This is a genomic window from Aeromonas sp. 602658, assembly GCF_049173005.1.
Classification (GTDB): Bacteria; Pseudomonadota; Gammaproteobacteria; order Enterobacterales; family Aeromonadaceae; genus Aeromonas; species Aeromonas veronii_A.
On the sequence record NZ_JAAKRF010000001.1, the window covers coordinates 445,211 to 464,172 of the forward strand.

At 58.9% G+C, this 18,962-nt stretch carries 16 protein-coding genes and 1 tRNA gene; 7 read left to right on the plus strand and 10 right to left on the minus strand.

Annotation, left to right across the window (positions count from 1 at the left end):
• Window positions 1-32: 32 nt before the first annotated feature.
• Together G5253_RS01890 and tadA are read right to left on the minus strand one after the other, a co-directional pair.
• Complete coding sequence (locus tag G5253_RS01890; protein WP_266133795.1) at window positions 33-2,270, minus strand: ABC transporter permease subunit; 2,238 nt, start codon at window positions 2,268-2,270, stop codon at window positions 33-35.
• A 204-nt stretch (window positions 2,271-2,474) separates the two neighbouring features.
• Complete coding sequence (gene tadA, locus G5253_RS01895; RefSeq protein ID WP_266133794.1) at window positions 2,475-3,026, minus strand: tRNA adenosine(34) deaminase TadA; 552 nt, start codon at window positions 3,024-3,026, stop codon at window positions 2,475-2,477.
• A gap of 256 nt (window positions 3,027-3,282) precedes the next feature.
• Here tadA and G5253_RS01900 point away from each other — a divergent pair.
• The 4 genes from G5253_RS01900 (at window position 3,283) to aceA (ending at window position 7,405) form a co-directional block, all read left to right on the plus strand.
• Window positions 3,283-3,359: transfer RNA gene (locus G5253_RS01900), tRNA-Pro, on the plus strand.
• Window positions 3,360-3,582: 223 nt separating this feature from the next.
• Window positions 3,583-3,723 carry a hypothetical protein gene (locus tag G5253_RS01905; protein ID WP_266133793.1) on the plus strand — a complete coding sequence of 47 codons (141 nt, stop codon included), beginning with the start codon at window positions 3,583-3,585 and terminating at the stop codon, window positions 3,721-3,723.
• 687 nt (window positions 3,724-4,410) lie between these two features.
• Window positions 4,411-6,018, plus strand: a complete 1,608-nt coding sequence (gene aceB, locus G5253_RS01910) for a malate synthase A (RefSeq protein ID WP_266133792.1) — start codon at window positions 4,411-4,413, stop codon at window positions 6,016-6,018.
• 73 nt (window positions 6,019-6,091) lie between these two features.
• A complete protein-coding gene (gene aceA / locus G5253_RS01915; RefSeq protein WP_005344572.1) occupies window positions 6,092-7,405 on the plus strand; it encodes an isocitrate lyase in 1,314 nt (437 codons plus the stop codon).
• Between the two features lie 193 nt (window positions 7,406-7,598).
• Here aceA and hda read toward each other — a convergent pair whose 3' ends face one another.
• The 3 genes from hda to upp form a co-directional block, all read right to left on the minus strand.
• Complete coding sequence (hda, locus tag G5253_RS01920) at window positions 7,599-8,300, minus strand: DnaA inactivator Hda (RefSeq protein WP_013723920.1); 702 nt, start codon at window positions 8,298-8,300, stop codon at window positions 7,599-7,601.
• Window positions 8,301-8,402: 102 nt separating this feature from the next.
• Window positions 8,403-9,422 (minus strand): DUF2066 domain-containing protein, encoded by a 1,020-nt coding sequence (locus tag G5253_RS01925; protein ID WP_266133791.1) that lies wholly within the window; start codon window positions 9,420-9,422, stop codon window positions 8,403-8,405.
• Window positions 9,423-9,572: 150 nt separating this feature from the next.
• Entirely contained in the window at window positions 9,573-10,199 is a 627-nt protein-coding gene (gene upp, locus G5253_RS01930) for a uracil phosphoribosyltransferase (RefSeq protein ID WP_005334115.1), read from the minus strand.
• Between the two features lie 176 nt (window positions 10,200-10,375).
• Between upp and purM the strand changes: the two genes are divergently transcribed.
• A complete protein-coding gene (gene purM / locus G5253_RS01935; RefSeq protein WP_042080181.1) occupies window positions 10,376-11,413 on the plus strand; it encodes a phosphoribosylformylglycinamidine cyclo-ligase in 1,038 nt (345 codons plus the stop codon).
• Window positions 11,410-12,048 carry a phosphoribosylglycinamide formyltransferase gene (purN, locus tag G5253_RS01940; protein WP_266133790.1) on the plus strand — a complete coding sequence of 213 codons (639 nt, stop codon included), beginning with the start codon at window positions 11,410-11,412 and terminating at the stop codon, window positions 12,046-12,048. Before purM ends, purN begins: the two co-directional genes overlap by 4 nt.
• 117 nt (window positions 12,049-12,165) lie before the next feature.
• On the opposite strand, the gene G5253_RS01945 is transcribed toward purN, so the two are convergent.
• From G5253_RS01945 to G5253_RS01965, 5 genes are all read right to left on the minus strand, one after another.
• Window positions 12,166-12,927, minus strand: coding sequence for a Nif3-like dinuclear metal center hexameric protein (locus G5253_RS01945; protein ID WP_410170572.1), 762 nt, complete (start codon window positions 12,925-12,927; stop codon window positions 12,166-12,168).
• 140 nt (window positions 12,928-13,067) lie between these two features.
• Window positions 13,068-14,411: a sigma-54-dependent transcriptional regulator gene (locus G5253_RS01950; RefSeq protein WP_266133789.1), complete on the minus strand. Its 1,344-nt coding sequence runs from the start codon at window positions 14,409-14,411 to the stop codon at window positions 13,068-13,070.
• A 76-nt stretch (window positions 14,412-14,487) separates the two neighbouring features.
• Window positions 14,488-15,522 carry a sensor histidine kinase gene (locus G5253_RS01955; RefSeq protein ID WP_266133788.1) on the minus strand — a complete coding sequence of 345 codons (1,035 nt, stop codon included), beginning with the start codon at window positions 15,520-15,522 and terminating at the stop codon, window positions 14,488-14,490.
• 106 nt (window positions 15,523-15,628) lie between these two features.
• Window positions 15,629-17,050, minus strand: a complete 1,422-nt coding sequence (locus tag G5253_RS01960; RefSeq protein WP_266133996.1) for a sigma-54 dependent transcriptional regulator — start codon at window positions 17,048-17,050, stop codon at window positions 15,629-15,631.
• A 268-nt stretch (window positions 17,051-17,318) separates the two neighbouring features.
• Window positions 17,319-18,197 (minus strand): DUF2726 domain-containing protein, encoded by an 879-nt coding sequence (locus tag G5253_RS01965; protein WP_266133787.1) that lies wholly within the window; start codon window positions 18,195-18,197, stop codon window positions 17,319-17,321.
• Window positions 18,198-18,394: 197 nt separating this feature from the next.
• Between G5253_RS01965 and G5253_RS01970 the strand changes: the two genes are divergently transcribed.
• Window positions 18,395-18,910 carry a glycine cleavage system protein R gene (locus G5253_RS01970; protein WP_266133786.1) on the plus strand — a complete coding sequence of 172 codons (516 nt, stop codon included), beginning with the start codon at window positions 18,395-18,397 and terminating at the stop codon, window positions 18,908-18,910.
• Window positions 18,911-18,962: the final 52 nt, after the last annotated feature.

An 18,962-nucleotide genomic window follows, 5' to 3' on the forward strand; every position in this document is an offset into this window, starting at 1 on the left:
TGTCGATTCCTTGTCCATTACAGAGCCGCCCCTTACATCGAGCTGTATTTTTCACGCAACCGCTGACGGACAAACTCGGCCAGGGTGTTGAACATAAAGGTGAACACAAACAGGACGAAGGCCGCGAGGAACAATACCCGATAGTGGGAGCTGCCCACTTCCGACTCCGGCATCTCCACCGCAATGTTGGCGGCCAGAGTACGCAGCCCCTGGAACATGGAGAAGTCCATGATGGGGGTGTTGCCGGTAGCCATCAGTACGATCATGGTTTCGCCCACGGCACGGCCAAGGCCCATCATCACCGCCGAGAAGATGCCCGGGCTGGCAGTGAGGATCACCACTCGGCTCAGGGTCTGCCACGGGGTAGCCCCCAACGCCAGCGAGCCCTGGGTCAGGTGCTTGGGCACCGAGAAGACCGCATCTTCGGCGATGGAGAAGATGGTGGGGATGACCGCAAAGCCCATGGCGATACCGACCACCAGCGAATTGCGCTGGTCAAACTTGATACCCATTTCGTGGGTCAGCCAGATGCGCGAATCACCGTGCATAAAGGCATTCTCGATGAGCGGGCTCAGGGCGAAGGCCCCCCAGCCAATCAGCAGCAGCACTGGAATAAGCAGGATGGCGTGCCATCCCTCCGGCAGCCAGGACTTGCCACGCTCCGGCAGGTAGTTCCAGACCAGTGCGGTCAACAGCATCCCCATCGGCAGCAGGATCAACAGCAGGATCACCCCGGGCAGCGCCCCCTCTATGATGGGCGCCAGCCACAGACCCGCCAGGAAGCCCAGGATAACGGTCGGCAACGCCGCCATGATCTCCACCGTCGGTTTGACGTATTTGCGCAGCCCCGCCGACATGAAGTAGGCGGTATAGATAGCACCGGCGACACCGAGCGGCACCGCAAACACCATGGCGTAGAAAGAGGCTTTCAGCGTACCGAATACCAGTGGCACCAGGCTCAGCTTGGCTTCAAAGTCGTTGCTGGCGGAGGTGGATTGCCACACATACTGGGGCTCCGGATACCCTTCATACCATACCTTCTGCCACAGGGCCGACCAGGTCACCTCGGGGTGATCGTTCTCCACCGAGAAAAGCTTGAAGGTCTCCCCTTGCTGCATCAGCAACAGGTTGTGACGGGGGGAGATGGCCAGGGCAGAGAGTTCACCCCCTTCCACCGTCTCGGTCAGCAGCTTGGTCTCGCCAGTGGCGTGGAAGAAGCTGATGATGCCGTCCTTGTCGGCACTGATGAAGGCTTTGCGATAGTGCTCGGGGGTCAGAAGATCCACCGCGCCATCGCCCTTGAAGTCACGGATCTGAGTGAACTGGCGTTTGCCATCTTTTGCCACTTCAAACCACTGGGAGATGATGCCGTTGTCGTTGCCCACCAGCAGGGAGGAGGCACCGGAGAGCAGCTCGACCCGGGTCACGTTGGCATCTGGCGCATTGATCTCCAGCACGTTGCGCACGGATATATTGCTCAGGTCATGAATGTCATAGACAGATAGACGATTGCCTTCCCGCACAAAGAGGATCCGCAGATTGGGAGTCAAAAGCATCTGATCCACATGGCGCGGCAGGGACGGAATGGTGTAGTTCTCACTGCTCCACTCAATCTCGCCGGAGAGGAAGTTCTCCTCACCGCTCATCACCATCAGTACGCCACGACCATCTTCGGTCACGGCGGCGGTCGCCATCTTGTCCTTGGTGGCCTCAAACACCATGGCACGCAGCGCTTTGCCCTGCGGATCGACCACTACCGGCTCCTCGCCAAAGGGATATTGCAGACTGGGTTCGATCACCCGCACATCGTTGGGATAGGAGACCTTGAACGCAGGCTGGACGACCTGCGCCTTGCCATCGGCGAAACCGTAGGCGATCAGCTTCTGACCAGGGGACGGTGGCGCCACCGCAGTGACATCACCGGTGACCTCAGCATGACCAAGGGATTGCCCGACCTTGATCTTGTCATCTCCCTGCACCGCGAAGAAGTTGACCAGTCCTTTATCGCTGAAGCGATAGCCGATCTCGTTCTGCTCTTCCACGCCGAGCCAGGCGGTCTTCCCTGCTGCAGGCAGAGTAAATGAGGCAGTTGGCTCCATGGAGGCGCCATTGAAGATGGGTTTCACCACATAGAGCAGATAAAAGAAGATAAGCAGCAGCGCCACCAGTACCAGGGCTCCGCCTGTGGTGACGCCATATTTGGCCAATTTATCCTTGATCCGGCGTTTTCTACTGCCCGCCATGACCAGGTTTAACGATTCCGATGACATGCAAGACCTCAATGTAAGCTAGGCTTGGCGGCATTATATGGCGGTTGCATGACAGTTTTGTTACATCGAGAGCGCTTTAACCGAGGTTGCTAGTGGAAAAATGGGCGGGGGTCCTTTCGAGGGAAAGTGAACACAATATATTGTTTATAAAGAGATATTTGTGAGAATAATCAGCAAGAGCAGCCTGTGCTGCCCCCAAATGATTCAGGAAAGGGCATCGTTTGATTGTTGCAGCGCCAGTTTGGCCGCCTTTTTCTCGGCGCGGCGACGCTTGAAGAAGGCCGACAACTGGGCCGAGCAGGCATCGGCCAGCACACCGCCGGTCAGCTCGACACTGTGGTTGTGGCGCGGGTCCTGCAAGATCTCGAACACCGACCCCGCAGCACCGGTCTTGAGATCACGTGCGCCGTAAACCACCCGCTTGACCCGGCTATGGATCAGCGCACCGGCACACATGCAGCAGGGTTCCAGCGTCACATAAAGTGTGGTGTCGAGCAGGCGGTAGTTCGCCAGCTGCTGGCCCGCCGCCCGAATTGCCATCACCTCGGCATGGGCACAGGCATCGTGTTCGCTGATGGAGCGGTTCCACCCCTCGCCCACCACCTGACCATCCAGCACCAGAACGGCACCGACCGGGATCTCGCCAATCCCTTCGGCCCGGGCGGCCAATGCCATGGCATGGCGCATCCACTGTTCGTCCTGCGCGGTCTGACTCGGAGCCTGACCCAGTGTTTCTGGGACCTCTGATGGTTTCACGCCAATCCCCTCTTTATATTGTTCAATTGTGCCGTTTGCATTCCCGCGACCCTACACCAGTCAGATAATTCCATAGATAGCAGGCATGATTAGCATCGCTGACAGGGCGGCGATTATGCCAAATCTGCACGCCAGACCCAAGCCGCATCCCGACTGAGCAATAAAGAAGCAATCGGCATCTCTATGATAAAAAAGGAGTTGCACCCGTTTGGCCATGCTATTAGACTTCCTCCCCGTCAGCCGAGTCTGACTCCGTCGGTGTGTAGCGCAGCCAGGTAGCGCATCTGCATGGGGTGTAGAGGGTCGGAGGTTCGAATCCTCTCACACCGACCATTTTCCCCGAGAATAGCCCAGTCAAACTACTGGGCTATTTTTTTGCCTCCGATTTATCCTCCTGACGATGCCAGCCCACCAAGAACAAAAAACACTCAGAACCACTTGAATCTTTTTGCCGAACTCATTAAGATGCGCAACTTTCCGTCGGTAGACAACACAGGGAGGTGGAAAAACAAGTGAAGGGATCACTGTCCGGCTTGCGTGCAACACAGGACTAGGCATGAACCAGAACACCGATTTCGCACCCGCCATTACGCTTTATTCCGTTCCTCACGACACCCCTTGCCACACCGAAAGCGAAAAAGAACAGGTCATCCAGCTGGATGTGATCGATCTTGCCGAACCGGATGATGACTATTGAGCCCGGCCAGATGGCCGCTCATCACCAGCACATCGCCTGTTCAACGCTCTCTGTTTCAGGCCCTTGGCGAGAAATCTGCAAAAAACGACAAACTGCTAATTCTATCAAGGATGGCAGTATTATTGACTGATGTATCTCCCCCTTTCCTCCCCGGCATTCCCCCCGACAACTGATACAAACCTACGTTATTGCACTTCACTTTCCATCGCTGCAACCTCTGGTGCCAACAGAGCCTGCATCACCACACCAAGTTTAAAACGCACGTTCACCAATCAGGTCTAGCATTAGCAAAACATTCATTGCCACATTCAAACGCGCTTTATACGGCTGTTTTGGCAAAGCCTGGAGTTAGGTCGGGATTTATTTTTGCATCTGTAATTTTATTACGTAATAAGTTACAAAATGAGGGGCAGGGTAACGGCCCAAATTAGCCGTTGTCCGATGGGAAAAAGCAGGAGCATAACCATCTGCGTAGAGCTTTTATACCAACCCAATAAAGTAATAAAAAACATCAACTTAACCATACCCAGAAAACAAGTGTTTAAAAAAAACTGTTGACGTACTCAACAATATTTCGCACCTTATCAATCGTGTTACCCCGTTGTTGCGGGAACGTTTCAGGAACAGGGGTTCGACTTTAGTCGTAGTTAGTAAGTTCAAAATGTAATTCTCAAAGGAGTGAACCTTATGTCGACACCGGCTCAGACCCACTGCAGCGCCCGCCTTCGCATCCAGGGCGAGATGCAACCCGAATACGCGCAAATTCTGACGCCGGACGCGGTGGCTCTGGTCTCCGAACTGGTGGAACGTTTTGCTCCCCAAAGAGGGGAATTGCTGAAACAACGTGTGGCACGCCAGGCCCGTATCGATGGCGGCGAGCTGCCGGACTTCCTGCCGGAAACCGCCCACATCCGTGAAGGTGACTGGACCATTCGCGGCATTCCCGCCGACCTGCAAGACCGCCGTGTGGAGATCACCGGCCCGGTCGAGCGCAAGATGGTGATCAACGCCCTCAACGCCAACGTCAAGGTGTTCATGGCGGATTTCGAGGATTCACTGGCCCCTGCCTGGAATAAGGTGATCGAGGGCCAAATCAACCTGCGCGATGCGGTCAACGGCACCATCTCTTACACCAGTCCGGAAGGAAAGGCCTACACCCTGACCCCCAATCCGGCGGTGCTCATTTGCCGGGTGCGTGGTCTCCACCTGCCGGAAAAACATGTCACTTTCGATGGCGAGCCCATCCCAGGCGGCCTGTTCGATTTTGCCCTCTATTTCCTGCACAACTATCAGGCGCTGCTGGCCAAAGGCTCGGGCCCCTACTTCTACGTGCCCAAGTTGCAGAGCCATCTGGAAGGGCGCTGGTGGAGCGAGGTGTTCGCCTGGACCGAGGACAAGTTCGGTCTGCCACGTGGCACCATCAAGGCCACCGTGCTGATTGAAACCCTGCCAGCCGTATTCGAGATGGATGAGCTGCTCTATCAGATGAAGGATCACATCGTTGCGCTGAACTGCGGCCGCTGGGACTACATCTTCAGCTATATCAAAACCTTGAAGAACCATCCGGATCGGGTCCTGCCTGATCGTCAGGTGGTGACCATGGACAAGCCGTTCCTCTCCGCCTACTCGCGGCTGCTGATCAAGACCTGTCACAAGCGCGGTGCGCTGGCGATGGGCGGTATGGCCGCCTTTATTCCGGCCAAGGACGCGGCCGTCAACGAGCAGGTCTTCGCCAAGGTCAAGGCCGACAAGGAGCGCGAAGCCAACAACGGCCACGACGGTACCTGGGTCGCCCACCCTGGCCTCGCCGATACCGCCATGGCGGTGTTCAACGCCACCATTGCGGCGGGTGCCAAGAACCAGATCGGCGTACTGCGCGAGCAGGATGCCCCCATCACTGCCGCCGACCTGCTGGCACCCTGTGAGGGCGAGCGGACCGAAGCTGGCATGCGTACAAATATCCGGGTCGCCCTGCAATATCTGGAGGCCTGGATCAACGGTAACGGCTGCGTGCCCATCTACGGTCTGATGGAAGATGCCGCCACCGCCGAGATCTCCCGCACCTCCATCTGGCAGTGGATCCGCCACGGCAAGAGCCTGTCGAACGGCAAGGTGGTGACCAAGGAGCTGTTCCGCCAGATGCTGGCCGAAGAGCAGGAGGTGGTCAAAGCCGAGGTAGGCGCCGCGCGCTGGCAGGCAGGACGCTTTGCCGAGGCAAGCGAACTGATGGAAGAGATCACCTGCGCCGACACCCTGATCGATTTTCTGACGCTGCCCGGTTACGAGCGGCTCTGAATCACGGGCCCCGGGCGGGGCTCGCCAATAACAAGTCAATGGAAACGTGAAATCAATGAAAGAGGGAACTGATATGGCACTGACCCGTGAGCAACAGATCCAGGCTATCGAGAAGGACTGGGCGGAAAACCCCCGCTGGAAAGGGATCAAGCGCGGCTACAGCGCCGAAGACGTGGTGAACCTGCGCGGCAGCTTGCAGCCGGTGCACACCCTGGCCCAGCGTGGTGCCGACAAGCTGTGGGGCCTGATCCACGGCGACGCCAAGAAAGGCTACGTCAACTGCCTCGGCGCCCTGACCGGCGGTCAGGCAGTACAGCAAGCCAAGGCGGGGATCGAGGCGATCTACCTCTCCGGCTGGCAGGTGGCGGCGGACAACAACTTGTCCTCCACCATGTATCCGGATCAGTCCCTCTACCCGGCCAACTCTGTACCGTCCGTGGTGGAGCGCATCAACAACTCCTTCGCCCGTGCCGACCAGATCCAGTGGGCCAACAAGGTAGGGCCGCAGGATGAGGGCTTTATCGACTACTTCCTGCCGATCGTGGCGGATGCGGAAGCCGGTTTCGGCGGTGTGCTTAACGCCTTCGAACTTATGAAAGGCATGATTGAAGCGGGCGCCGCTGGCGTGCACTTCGAAGATCAGCTCGCTTCGGTCAAGAAGTGCGGCCATATGGGCGGCAAGGTGCTGGTACCGACTCAGGAAGCGGTGCAGAAGCTGGTTGCCGCTCGTCTGGCAGCCGATGTATGCGGCACCACCACGCTAGTGATCGCCCGTACCGATGCCAACGCCGCTGACCTGCTGACCACCGACGCCGACCCGTACGATGCAGACTTCCTGACTGGCGAGCGCACAGCCGAAGGGTTCTACAAGGTGCGTGCCGGTATCGATCAGGCCATCGCTCGCGGTCTGGCTTACGCCCCCTACGCTGACATGGTGTGGTGTGAAACCGCCAAGCCGGATCTGGACGAAGCGCGCAAGTTTGCCGAAGCGATCAAGGCCAAGTTCCCGGATCGCATCCTGGCCTACAACTGCTCACCGAGCTTCAACTGGAAGAAAAATCTGGACGATGCCACCATCGCCCGCTTCCAGCAGGAGCTCTCCGACATGGGCTACAAGTACCAGTTCATCACCCTCGCGGGTATCCACAACATGTGGTTCCACATGTACGAACTGGCCTACCAGTACGCCCGTGGCGAAGGGATGAAGCACTACGTCGAGATGGTGCAGGAGCCGGAATTTGCCGCAGCTAGCCGTGGCTACACCTTCGTGGCACACCAGCAGGAGGTCGGTACCGGTTACTTCGACAAGGTGACCACCGTCATTCAGGGTGGCCAATCATCGGTCACCGCGCTGACCGGCTCCACCGAAGAAGATCAGTTCCACTGATAGGCAGAGCTGTCTTGAAATAGCAAAACCCCGGCCTGAAGCCGGGGTTTCTTTTTGAGAGGCCCTTCTCCCGAAGGGAGAAGGAACAAAGCTATAGAACCTCTTCACGGTCTGTGACGAGAGGTCGTCAGCAAGGTGAAGAGCAGCACATGAGCCTTGCTCACGGCCTCGCAGTAAGAACGTGGCCAGGTTCTCAGAGCTCGAGTATCTCTTTGACAAAGGGAATGGTCAGCTTGCGCTTGGCGCGAAATGAGGCGTTGTCGAGCTGATTGAGAGTGGTGAGCAGGGTGCGCATATCGCGGGAGAGTCGGTTGAGCAGGAAGCGGCCCACATCGATGGGCAGTTTGAAGCCCCGCAGCTCGGCACGCAGTTGCAGGGCACTGAGCTTGCCTTCGTCATCCAGCTCTTCGAGATGGAAACTCACCCCCCAGTCGAGGCGCGAAGCGAGATCCGGCAGTTGCAGCCCCAGTTTGCGCGGTGCGCTGCAGCCGGTGACCACCAGCGTCCCCTCCCCCTTCTCCTGCCAGCGGTTGTAGAAATCGAACAGCGCCCGCTCCCAAACGGCATTGCCGGCGATGGCCTCAAGGCTGTCGAGACAGACCAGCGGCAAGCTTTCGAGGGCATCGAGCATACTGGGATCGAGCTGTTCAAACTGATCGAGGGAGAGATAAGCGGCTGCGGCGTCGCGGGCATTGACCTCAGCGCAGGTGGCGTGGAGCAGGTGGGAGCGGCCCGATCCCTTGGCCCCCCAGAAATAGAGGAAAGGTGAGCCCTGACCGATGGCCGCATTCTTGAGGGCGGTGATCAGATGAGCATTGTTGCCGGGATAAAAACTGACGAAGGTTTCATCATCCGGTAGTTGTACGGCTAAAGACAGTTGGGCCGGTTGCTTCACTCGTTGGGCTTTGACTGTGACATTTGTGGCTAAGTGTATCATCGCAAAGGCAGATAGAGAACCGCCCGGGCAAGCCGGGCGGTCTACAAAAGCCTTATAAACTCAGGGCTGCGACCATTGGTAACGCAAACCGCTGCCATTATCGTCAACCTTGCGCAAACGACTCTCAAGCTGCAGCGCCCGCACCAGCTCGGCCTGATCCCCTTGCAGGGTAAAGTTGAAGGTGACCTGGTCCCCCTCCAACTTGCCGATCGCCACCTTGCTGACGTTGGCCATCCCCTGCAGCATCTTCTGCACGGCGATCATGCTGTCCACTTCGGAGAGGCCATCTACCACCAAGGTCTGGCTGGTTGCCGGACCAGAAATGCGGGCACCGTAGTTTTTCACCAGCCAGGCCGCCAGGGTATCGGCAAACCCTTGCGCCACTTCGGCCTGAGTGCCGGTGCTATTGCCACGGGTCAGCTCGGCCACTTCACCGGCCGCTTTGGGGCCGTAGAGTCCCCAATCGATGCTCCACTTGTCACCTTCCGGTGTCAGCTTGCCCAACACCACCATCTCGGCGCCATAGCGCTGGCTTGCCTGCAAAATCGGGTCGGCAAAGCGTCCCCAGACGTCGGTGGCACTGACCGCCATGTTGTCATCGAGATCCATCAGCGGAATGCTGATGGGCAGCCCCAGCGTCTGGGCCTGCTCGCGCAAGGCTTGCGCCCAACCATCGCTGGATTGATCCGCCAGCAAGCGACGCTCACCCTGATCCACCACCAGCCAGATGGCCATTTGGGGACGAGCCGGGCCAAGCAGGGCAAACTGGCTCTCGGAGACCAGGCTGTTGACCTTGTCACTCTTGAACTCGGCTTTCAGATACTTGACGGAGTCCTGATCCTCATAGCCATAGCTTTTGACATAGTCGCTCGGGGCCGCCAGCGCCTTGACCACCACCGGCTGGGTGAGGATGTCGCGCTTGCCGGTCACCTTGATCAGTACCTGACCCAGTGCCTGCCCTTGAGCGGCCACCATGTCACCACTGGTCGGGGCCTTGCCCTGATAGAGGTCGGTCACCTGAGCGGCCGAGGCCATGAATGACAAGCCGCAGCAGAGGGCGGTCACAACACGTTTGAACATGAACAGAGTCTCGAAATGGGAGAGTGTGCTTATGGTAGCGGCAAGGCGCGTCCTGCGGCAAGGCTGGCACAAGCGGCCACAAACAGCAGAGCCGGCGATGCGCCGGCTCCGATCACCCCTTCCACATGGGAAGCGGGTCAAGGCATAAACTTATTTGGTACCGAAGATCTTGTCGCCTGCATCGCCCAGACCCGGCACGATGTAGCCTTTCTCGTTCAGCCCCTGGTCGACAGAAGCGCAGTAGAGCTCTACGTCAGGGTGAGCGGCTTCCAGCGCCTTGATCCCTTCCGGCGCGGCAACCAGTACCAGCACCTTGATGGATTGGCAGCCTTTCTTCTTCAGCAGATCGATGGTGGCGATCATGGAGCCGCCGGTGGCCAGCATTGGATCGATGACCAGCGCCAGACGCTCTTCGATGTTGCTGACGATCTTTTCGAAATAGGGAACCGGTTGCAGGGTCTCTTCATCACGGTAGATACCGACCACGCTGACGCGGGCGCTCGGCATGTGCTCCAGCACGCCATCCATCATGCCAAGGCCGGCACGCAGGATAGGTACGACGGTTACCTTCTTGCCTTTGATCTGGTCAACTTCTACTGGCCCATTCCAGCCATCGATGATAACCTTCTCGGTTTCGAAGTCAGAGGTCGCTTCATAGGTCAACAAACTGCCCACTTCTTTGGCCAGTTCACGGAAACGCTTGGTGCTGATATCGCCTTCACGCATCAGACCGATCTTGTGTTTGACCAGGGGGTGTTTGACTTCAACGACTTTCATTATTATCTCCTCTAACCTGCCGCAAAAAAATCGCGGAATCATACAACAAAAGCCACCGCTTGTAGAGCATTTCCGCGCAAAAACGCGCAAACGATTTCCTTTCTGGTTTTTCACCGCCACTGTTAGAATACGCCCCGAATTTTACCCTCCACTTCTTTACATGACGGGGAATACTCGTGACTGACAAAACCTCACTGAGCTACAAGGATGCTGGCGTAGATATCGATGCCGGCAATGCACTGGTTGAACGTATCAAGGGCGTGTCAAAGCGCACTCGTCGTCCTGAAGTCCTTGGTGGTCTTGGCGGCTTTGGGGCCTTGTGTCAAATCCCTGCGGGCTACAAGGAGCCGGTACTGGTCTCCGGTACCGATGGTGTGGGCACCAAGCTGCGGCTGGCCATCGACCTGAAGAAGCACGACACCGTGGGCATCGATTTGGTGGCCATGTGCGTCAATGACCTGATCGTACAGGGCGCCGAGCCGCTGTTCTTCCTCGACTACTATGCGACCGGCAAGCTGGACGTGGACACCGCGGCCGCGGTGGTCACCGGGATCGGTGCCGGTTGCGAGCAGTCAGGCTGTGCCCTGGTGGGCGGCGAGACCGCCGAGATGCCGGGTATGTATGAAGGGGAAGACTACGACATCGCCGGTTTCTGCGTCGGTGTGGTGGAGAAGAGCGAAATCATCGACGGCAGCAAGGTCGGTGAAGGGGATGCCCTGATCGCGCTGGCCGCCAGCGGCCCTCACTCCAACGGCTTCTCCCTGATCCGTAAAATTCTGGAAGTCTCCAAAGCCGACGTGCATCAGCCGCTGGGTGACCGCACCCTCGCAGATGCCTTGCTGGAGCCGACCCGCATCTATGTGAAACCTGTGCTCAAGCTCATCAAGGAGTGCGAGATCCACGCCCTGTCCCACATCACCGGCGGTGGCTTCTGGGAGAACATCCCCCGCGTATTGCCTGCCAACACTCAAGCGGTGATCGACGAGCAGAGCTGGCAGTGGCCGGCGGTGTTCAGCTGGCTGCAGCAGGCTGGCAACGTCACCCGTCACGAGATGTATCGCACCTTCAACTGCGGCGTCGGCATGATCATCGCCCTGCCCGCCAACCAGCTGGAGAAGGCGCTGACCCTGCTCAAGGCGGAAGGTGAGAACGCATGGCACATCGGTCATATCGCCAAGGCAGCCGACGGTGAGGAGCAGGTCGTCATCAAATGATGCGGATCCTCGTCCTAATCTCCGGCAGCGGCAGCAACCTGCAGGCGATCCTCGACCACTGCGCAAGCGGCAAGATTGCCGGTGAGGTGGTCGGCGTTATCAGCAACAAGGCCGATGCCTATGGTCTGGTTCGCGCCAAAGATGCGGGGGTGGCGACCTCCATTCTGGCCCAGCAGCAGTTCGCCAGCCGGGAGGAGTATGACGCCGCCCTGCTGGCGCTGATGGCAGACTATCAGCCTGACCTGGTGGTGCTGGCGGGGTTTATGCGGATATTGAGCGGCGATCTTGTGCGCCATTTCGCCGGCAGGATGATCAATATCCACCCCTCCCTGCTGCCCAAGTATCAGGGCCTGCACACCCACCAGCGCGCTATCGACGATGGGGAGCGCGAGCATGGCGCCAGTGTCCACTTTGTCACCGAAGAGCTGGATGGTGGCCCGGTTATCCTGCAGGCCCGCGTGCCCATCTTTGAAGGGGACACGGCGGACGAGGTAGCGGCACGGGTACAGGCGCAGGAGCACAGCATCTACCCGCTGGTGGTGCGCTGGTTCTGCGAAGGCAGGCTGCAGATGGTGGACGGCGCCGTGCAACTGGATGGCGCCCTGCTGGGCCCCGCTGGTTACGCCTGCGAGTAACCGCCAACAACTGCATGTCAGATACAGCAAGGGAGGCTTAGGCCTCCCTTGTCATTTCTACCTACCACACGATGGTTTAGGTCAGGTCCGATTACGCCGCTATGCGGCCAAGCGACCCTACACCGGATTGTCGATATCGATAAAGGTGACATCCAGCCCATGCACAGTCGCCAGCCACTCCCCCAGTGCCTTGACGCCGTAACGCTCGGTGGCATGATGGCCCGCGGCGTAGAAGTGCATCCCCATCTCGCGAGCGGTGTGAATGGTCTGTTCGGAGGCTTCGCCGGAGATAAAGGCATCGATACCCTGCTCCGCCGCCAGATTGATGTAGCTCTGACCGCCACCGGTGCACCAAGCCACGGAGCGGATAAGCTCGGGGCCGCTGTCGCCACAATAGAGTGGCTCGCGGCCAAGGCGCTCGGCAATCAGCTTGGAAAAGTCGGCACCACTCATCGGCTGCTCCAGCTTGCCCACCATGGCGACGCTCTTGCTGTTCCACGGCTCCAGACCGCGACGCACCTTGATGTCGAGCAGCTTGGCAAGCTGGGCGTTGTTACCCACTTCAGGATGGACATCCAGCGGCAAATGGTAGGCAAACAGGTTGATATCGTGGGTCAGCAGGGTCTTGAGCCGACGCTGCTTCATGCCGGTGATCTGGGCCGGTTCACCGCTCCAGAAGTAGCCATGATGGACCAGGATGGCATCGGCCTCAGCAGCCACGGCGGCGTCGATAAGCGCCTGACTGGCGGTGACACCGGTCACTACCTTGCGAATGCGCTCACGCCCCTCCACTTGCAAGCCGTTGGGGCAGTAATCCTTGATAGCGTGCGGTTCGAGCAGATGGTTCAGTACGGTTTCGAGTTTTCGATGAGAGATCATAGGGGTCCCTTATTAAGGCTCGGTCCCCTGCTTTACCAATAAAAACAGGGCCCAGGCTCAAAACGCCAAGGGCTCCATGATAATCGAGCCGGGCCGTCAAGACCATGACAGCCACCACACAGTGCGGTTTCCCACATGCCTCAGGCTGGCAGGTCGATCCCCGCCTCCCGCATCTGGGCCAGCTTGTAGCGCAGGGTGCGCGGGCTGATGCCGAGTCGGTCGGCCACCGCCTTGCGGCTGCCGTTACAATCTTGCAGGGTGTCGAGTATGATCTGGTGCTCCTGCTGCTTGAGCTCGCTGCCGAGGCGATCGCCACCATAGCTGCGCTCCAGGCTGACAAACTCCATCTCCTGCTCATCCAGCTCCTCCAGAATGAGGTGGTCACAATCAATGACCCCGTCGGGGCTGAGGATCAGGGCGCGCTGTACCACGTTGTCCAGCTCCCGCACATTGCCTGGCCAGGGATGGGCCAGCAGCCGATCCCGCGAGGCATCCGTCAACTGTGGTGTCGGTAACCCCTGCTGACTGGCATGAAGCGCCAGCAGATGCTCCGCCAGTGGCAAAATGTCGCCGGGCCGCTCACAGAGGGCAGACCAGCGCAGCGGGAAGACGTTGAGGCGATAGTAGAGATCTTCGCGGAACAGACCATCCTGCACCGCTTTTTTCAAATCCCGGTTGCTGGTGGCGATGACCCGCACATCCAGCGGGATCATCTTGCGACTGCCGAGCCGCTCCACCTCTTTCTCCTGCAACACCCGCAGCAATTTGGCTTGCAGCCCCTGATCCATCTCGGTGATCTCGTCAAGCAGCAGGGTGCCCCCCTGCGCCTGCTCGAACTTGCCCGGGCACCCCTGCACCGCACCGGTGAAGGCCCCCTTCTCGTAGCCAAACAGGGTCGCCTCCAGCATGTTTTCCGGAATGGCGGCGCAGTTGATGGCGACAAAGGGCTGCTCGGCGCGGCTGGAGTTGTCATGAATGTAACGGGCCAGCACCTCTTTCCCCGTCCCGCTCGGGCCGGTCACCATCACGGTCGCTTCGCTTCTGGCCACCCGGGTCGCCAGCTGGAACAGCTCGGCAGTTTTGGGGTCCCCATAAACCACGGCGCGCTTCTCCACCTTCTGGGCGGGCACATAGCGGCTGACCTGATTGAGCAGCACCTCCGGCGAAAATGGCTTGGCCAGATAGTCGATGGCCCCTTCGCGCATGGCGCGCACCGCGCCGTCGATATTGGCGTAGGCGGTCATCAGCAGCACAGGTATCTGCGGATATTGCTGGCGGATAGTAGCCAGCAGAGTGAGACCGTCCATTCCCCCCATCTGGATATCGGAGATCACCATGTCAAACGGCTGACGGGAGAGGGCCAGCAGAGCCCGCTCGCCGCTGTCCGCTTCACGGCACTCATAACCGCCGAGCAAAAGGGTATCCACCAGCGCTTCGCGCAGGCCATTGTCATCTTCTACAACCAGGATCCGGGCCTGAGTCATGCTACACCTCCCACGACAGCCAACCTGGCCGCATTGATATGGCTCCCTCTCGGCCGGCACAGCTCCTTAACAAGGCTCATGCTGCACCTCCAAGTTGCACCTGCTGCTGATGCAGGGGGAACGACAGAGTAAAACAGGTGCCTTCACCGGGAACCGAGGCCACACCGACCTCCCCCTGATGGGCACGCACGACGGATTGCACCACCGCCAGCCCGAGGCCAGTGCCTTGGGAGCGGGTGGTAAAGAAGGGTTCGAATACCTGACCAAGCAGGTGAGAAGGGATCCCCTTGCCATTGTCGATGACACGCATCTCCACCCGGACACCACTGCGCACCGCGCTGACCAAGAGTGACGTGGCCCCCGCCTGCTGGGCATTGGCGATCAGGTTATTGATGGCGCCCGCCAGTGCGCTGCTGTTGGCCAGCAGGCAGAGATCGGGCTCCGGCGCCTCTATGTGCAGTTCGCAGCCCTGTTGCTGACAGAAAGCCTCGGCACCAGCCTGCACTTCAGCCAGCAAGCCCTGTACCGAGATGGGGGTGACCACCTGATTGTCGCCATTGCGGGCAAACAGCAGGATGTCGTTGATCTGCTTTTCAAGATCCTGCAGGCGCGCCATCAGCTTTTGCTGGAACTGGTTGCGGGATTCCGGCTTGAGGGTGCGGTTGGCCAGGTTGGCGGCATAGAGCATGGCGGCGGAGAGCGGAGTGCGGATCTGGTGGGCGAGCGAAGCCGCCATATTGCCCAGCGCCGACAGCCGCTTCATGTGGTTGATGCGATCCTGAAGCTTGCGGGTTTCAGTGAGGTCATTGATAAAGACCAGCTGGCCGCTCTGATCCGGCAGCGGCTGGGTAGAAAGCTGGACCCGTCGTCCATCGCGCAGGGAGATCTCGTGGCCATCATCCTCACGTGGTTCAAAACAGCGGGCAATGATGCGGCGCCAGAGCTCTCCTTCCAACGGCTCCCCCAGCAGGGAGATGGCTGCCGGATTCGCGCGGGTGACCACCCCAGCCCCGTCAAGCAGCAACACCCCGGTGGGGAGCGCCTTGAAGATGGCATAGAGCTGGCTCACTTCGTGGGACTGGAGTGGCATGTCCTGCTGCTGGATCGTCATAAACCTGACCTCAAACTGGCTATTGGGTCAGGTTATTCAATTTCCATGCCACTAAATTATTTCAATTAAAGCAATAGATTGCATGTTAACGTCAAGGCTTTGACCCTTAAACGTCCTTGCTCATCCCGTACTTTTTCATCTTCTCTACCAGGGTGGTACGGCGCATACCGAGCAGATCGGCGGCGCGGGCCACCACCCCGTCCTGCGACTCCAGCGCCTGGCGGATCAGCTCCACTTCAAGGTCGGCCAGCATCTCCTTGAGATTGACCCCCTCCTCCGGCAGTTGCATGGTGCGGGCAGAGGCGAGGGGGTGATCCAGCTCCGGCGGCTCCTGGAACACCGCCGCCAGCGCATCCCGCTCATCCATCTCGGTCAGCCGCTCATCCCGCGGCTCGCTCGGCAACAGACGATAACGACTCGGCAGATCCGCCACATCGACGATCTGTTGCGGGTAGAGGATAAGCAGCCGCTCCAGCAGGTTGGAAAGCTCGCGCACATTGCCCGGCCAGGGGTACTGCATCAGCGACTCCAGCGCCCGCTGGGTCAGACGGATCACACTGTGGTGCTGCTCCGCGTGACGGTTGAGCAACTCCTGCAGCAGCAGCGGAATGTCATCGATGCGATCCCGCAGTGGCGGGGTCTCAATGGGGAACACGTTGAGGCGGTAGTAGAGATCTTCACGAAAACCCTGACTGCGGATCAATGCCTCCAGATCCCGATGGGTCGCCGCAATGATGCGCACATCGGCCTGAATGGGCTTGCCACCACCGACCCTGTCGAACAGCCGCTCCTGCAATACCCGCAGCAGTTTGACCTGCATCGGCATCGGCATGTCGCCAATCTCGTCGAGGAACAGAGTGCCCCCCTGCGCCAGCTCGAAACGACCGCGACGAGCTGCGATGGCGCCGGTAAAGGCTCCCTTCTCGTGACCGAACAGTTCGCTCTCAAGCAACTCGGCAGGAATGGCACCACAGTTGATAGGCACAAAGGGGCCACTACTGCGGGCCGAGAGTTCGTGAATGGCACGGGCCACCACTTCTTTGCCGGTTCCCGATTCACCAAGGATCAGCACGTTGGCATCGGTCTCGGCCACCTGGCTGATGAGGCGGCGAACCTCCTGGATCCCCTTCCCTTTGCCCACCAGCAAACGCAGCAACGTCTGCCCCTTGTCGTGGGTCTGTTGACGGGGATGGAGAGAGACAAAAGCCTGACAGAAGTGCAGGTGACGAGTCAGCGACTCATAGGTAAAGGGGGCCTGGGCAACACCGATAAAGTTGCTGTTGGGCAGTTCCGCCTCAACCAGCGAGATAAAGGGGGTACGAGGGAAAGCGGCAAGTAACTCGGGCAAGGTGCGACCTGCCAGTTCACCCACCAGCACCCCTTGCAGTGGACCAGAAGATTCGATGGCGACATCCAGGTCCCCTTCTGCGACATCCTGCCACAGGATCCCCATAAACGAGAGCACGGTTCCCAACTGCTGGCGCCGCTGCGCATCGGCATCAACAATCAACACGCCCATCTCCACCATATCCATCCCTCGCGATATCCAGAACTAACTTATTGTTTTATTTAGTAATAAAACAGCTACTGACTGTCTTTTTGCAGGCACACAAAGTGCCAAAAAACCGACACATTGTCAAAAATTGTCGTATTCAGGCTAAGTGTATCGATAGAAACGGGAGATTAGATAAATTTTGCCGAGGAATTTTCTGCATTGGCGCCGCTAGCAAACGCCGCCAATGGCGGAAAGAAAACTGCCCTCGTCAGAGGGCAGCATGCAGCACGGTCAGATGAACTCAGTGGCTGTGGTGGTGATGCGGCGCCGCATAACGACACTCGGGAAAACGACTACAGGCCAGGAAGAGTCGACCGGCGTGGGGGCCTTTTTTCGCCTCCCGCTCCACCAGCGGCGCATCGCAACGGGGGCAATGCTGCACCTCGAGCTCCTCGTCCTCCTCTACATCGGCGAACAGTCCATCGACCAGCTCACCCTCACTCTGTGGTGTCTCCACCATCCCCTTGGCCCGGATGGCAGGTTCGTGGAGCGACGAGGGCGAGACAGCCTCGGCATGGGCAGTGCGGCCACGCATCCCGGCACCGACATCCACGCCGTCCAGCAGCAGAGGGTTGAACGTCGGCTCGCGGCGCGCCCCGTGCGGCAAATCGTCAATCAAGGGTTCGCTGGTTTTGACCAGCAGCGGCAGGATCTGTTCGCGCAGCTCTTCCACCAGATAGCTGGCACTTGCCGGGATCTGCAGCAACGGCAGACCGGCGCTGTCGCAGGCGGTTTTCAGAAAGAGATCCCGCGCCTTGCGCTTCTGGTGACGATGGGAGCTGTCATCGAGTTCGATGGCGCAGATAAAGGAGAGATCCGCGGGGTGGCAAAGCAGATAGTCGAAATGCTTGGCGCTGATCTTGTTGAAGTACTGCTGCCATTTGCTTTTGCCGATCCCGGCCTGCGGCGTCAGCACATCAGCCACCCGCACCTTGGCAAAGACCCGGGCCTTGTCACCTACCGCCAGATCCAGCACCCCGAGGAACGATCGTTCGGCGGGACTGAACAGGGTCTCCTGCACATCATAGGGCAGGCGCTTTTGCTGTCTGCCTCTGCTCCAGAAGATCGCCAGCACAAGCAGAGCCAGCAACAACAATCCCGATAGGACAAGGGTATTCATGAGAGCACGATCCAGTTCACAACACGAAAGGGGCCCCACTTTACCACAGCCGCTACCGGGCGAGGCAGCAGACAAGCGTATGGGAAGTGTAAAAGTCCCTGCTTTTTATCTATTTGCTCATGGGCGGGGGTTCATATGACCAGCCCCAGCAGGCACAATAGGGATAGAGCAAGAAATCCCATTTCAAGGAGAGCAGGATGCAAAAGCAATTGGTGGTCACCGTGATCGGTGCAGACAAACCCGGGATCGTCGAGAGTCTGGCTGCAGTCATCAGCAGCGAGCAGGGCAACTGGCTGGGCAGCGCCATGAGCGAACTGGCGGGACAGTTTGCCGGTATCCTCCATGTCTCTGTCCCCGATGAGCACTATCGCAGCCTGTGCGAAGCACTGGCCCTGCTACCGGGTCTGACCATCAGCTTTGCCGAAGGGACACCTACCGCCGAGCCAGCCCATCAAATCATGATGACAGTGACCGGCAACGACCGCCCCGGCATCGTCCATGAAGTAGCCAGCATCCTGCGCCAGCTCGAGATCAACGTGGCCGATCTCACCACCGGCTGTGAACCGGCTCCCCACTCCGGCGCCCCGCTCTTCTATGCCCATGCGCTGGTTGCCCTGCCCGACGGGCTCGCGATGGATAAGCTGATCACCGCGCTGGAATCCCTCTCCGACGATCTGGTGGTCGACATCGACGAAGGGTTCAGCGAGCAGTAACAATACTGTCATTTATTTGTCATATATTAACGCCATAACTGCCGCGCAGACG

Bases quoted from the DNA above. Each gene is read 5' to 3' on its own strand.
- G5253_RS01960 (WP_266133996.1), bottom strand. From the start codon at position 17,050: ATGGTGGAGATGGGCGTGTTGATTGTTGATGCCGATGCGCAGCGGCGC.
- aceB (WP_266133792.1), top strand. From the start codon at position 4,411: ATGTCGACACCGGCTCAGACCCACTGCAGCGCCCGCCTTCGCATCCAG.
- G5253_RS01890 (WP_266133795.1), bottom strand. From the start codon at position 2,270: ATGTCATCGGAATCGTTAAACCTGGTCATGGCGGGCAGTAGAAAACGC.
- aceA (WP_005344572.1), top strand. From the start codon at position 6,092: ATGGCACTGACCCGTGAGCAACAGATCCAGGCTATCGAGAAGGACTGG.
- G5253_RS01905 (WP_266133793.1), top strand. From the start codon at position 3,583: ATGAACCAGAACACCGATTTCGCACCCGCCATTACGCTTTATTCCGTT.
- G5253_RS01950 (WP_266133789.1), bottom strand. From the start codon at position 14,411: ATGACTCAGGCCCGGATCCTGGTTGTAGAAGATGACAATGGCCTGCGC.
- upp (WP_005334115.1), bottom strand. From the start codon at position 10,199: ATGAAAGTCGTTGAAGTCAAACACCCCCTGGTCAAACACAAGATCGGT.
- G5253_RS01965 (WP_266133787.1), bottom strand. From the start codon at position 18,197: ATGAATACCCTTGTCCTATCGGGATTGTTGTTGCTGGCTCTGCTTGTG.
- G5253_RS01970 (WP_266133786.1), top strand. From the start codon at position 18,395: ATGCAAAAGCAATTGGTGGTCACCGTGATCGGTGCAGACAAACCCGGG.
- purN (WP_266133790.1), top strand. From the start codon at position 11,410: ATGATGCGGATCCTCGTCCTAATCTCCGGCAGCGGCAGCAACCTGCAG.
- G5253_RS01955 (WP_266133788.1), bottom strand. From the start codon at position 15,522: ATGACGATCCAGCAGCAGGACATGCCACTCCAGTCCCACGAAGTGAGC.
- G5253_RS01945 (WP_410170572.1), bottom strand. From the start codon at position 12,927: ATGATCTCTCATCGAAAACTCGAAACCGTACTGAACCATCTGCTCGAA.
- G5253_RS01925 (WP_266133791.1), bottom strand. From the start codon at position 9,422: ATGTTCAAACGTGTTGTGACCGCCCTCTGCTGCGGCTTGTCATTCATG.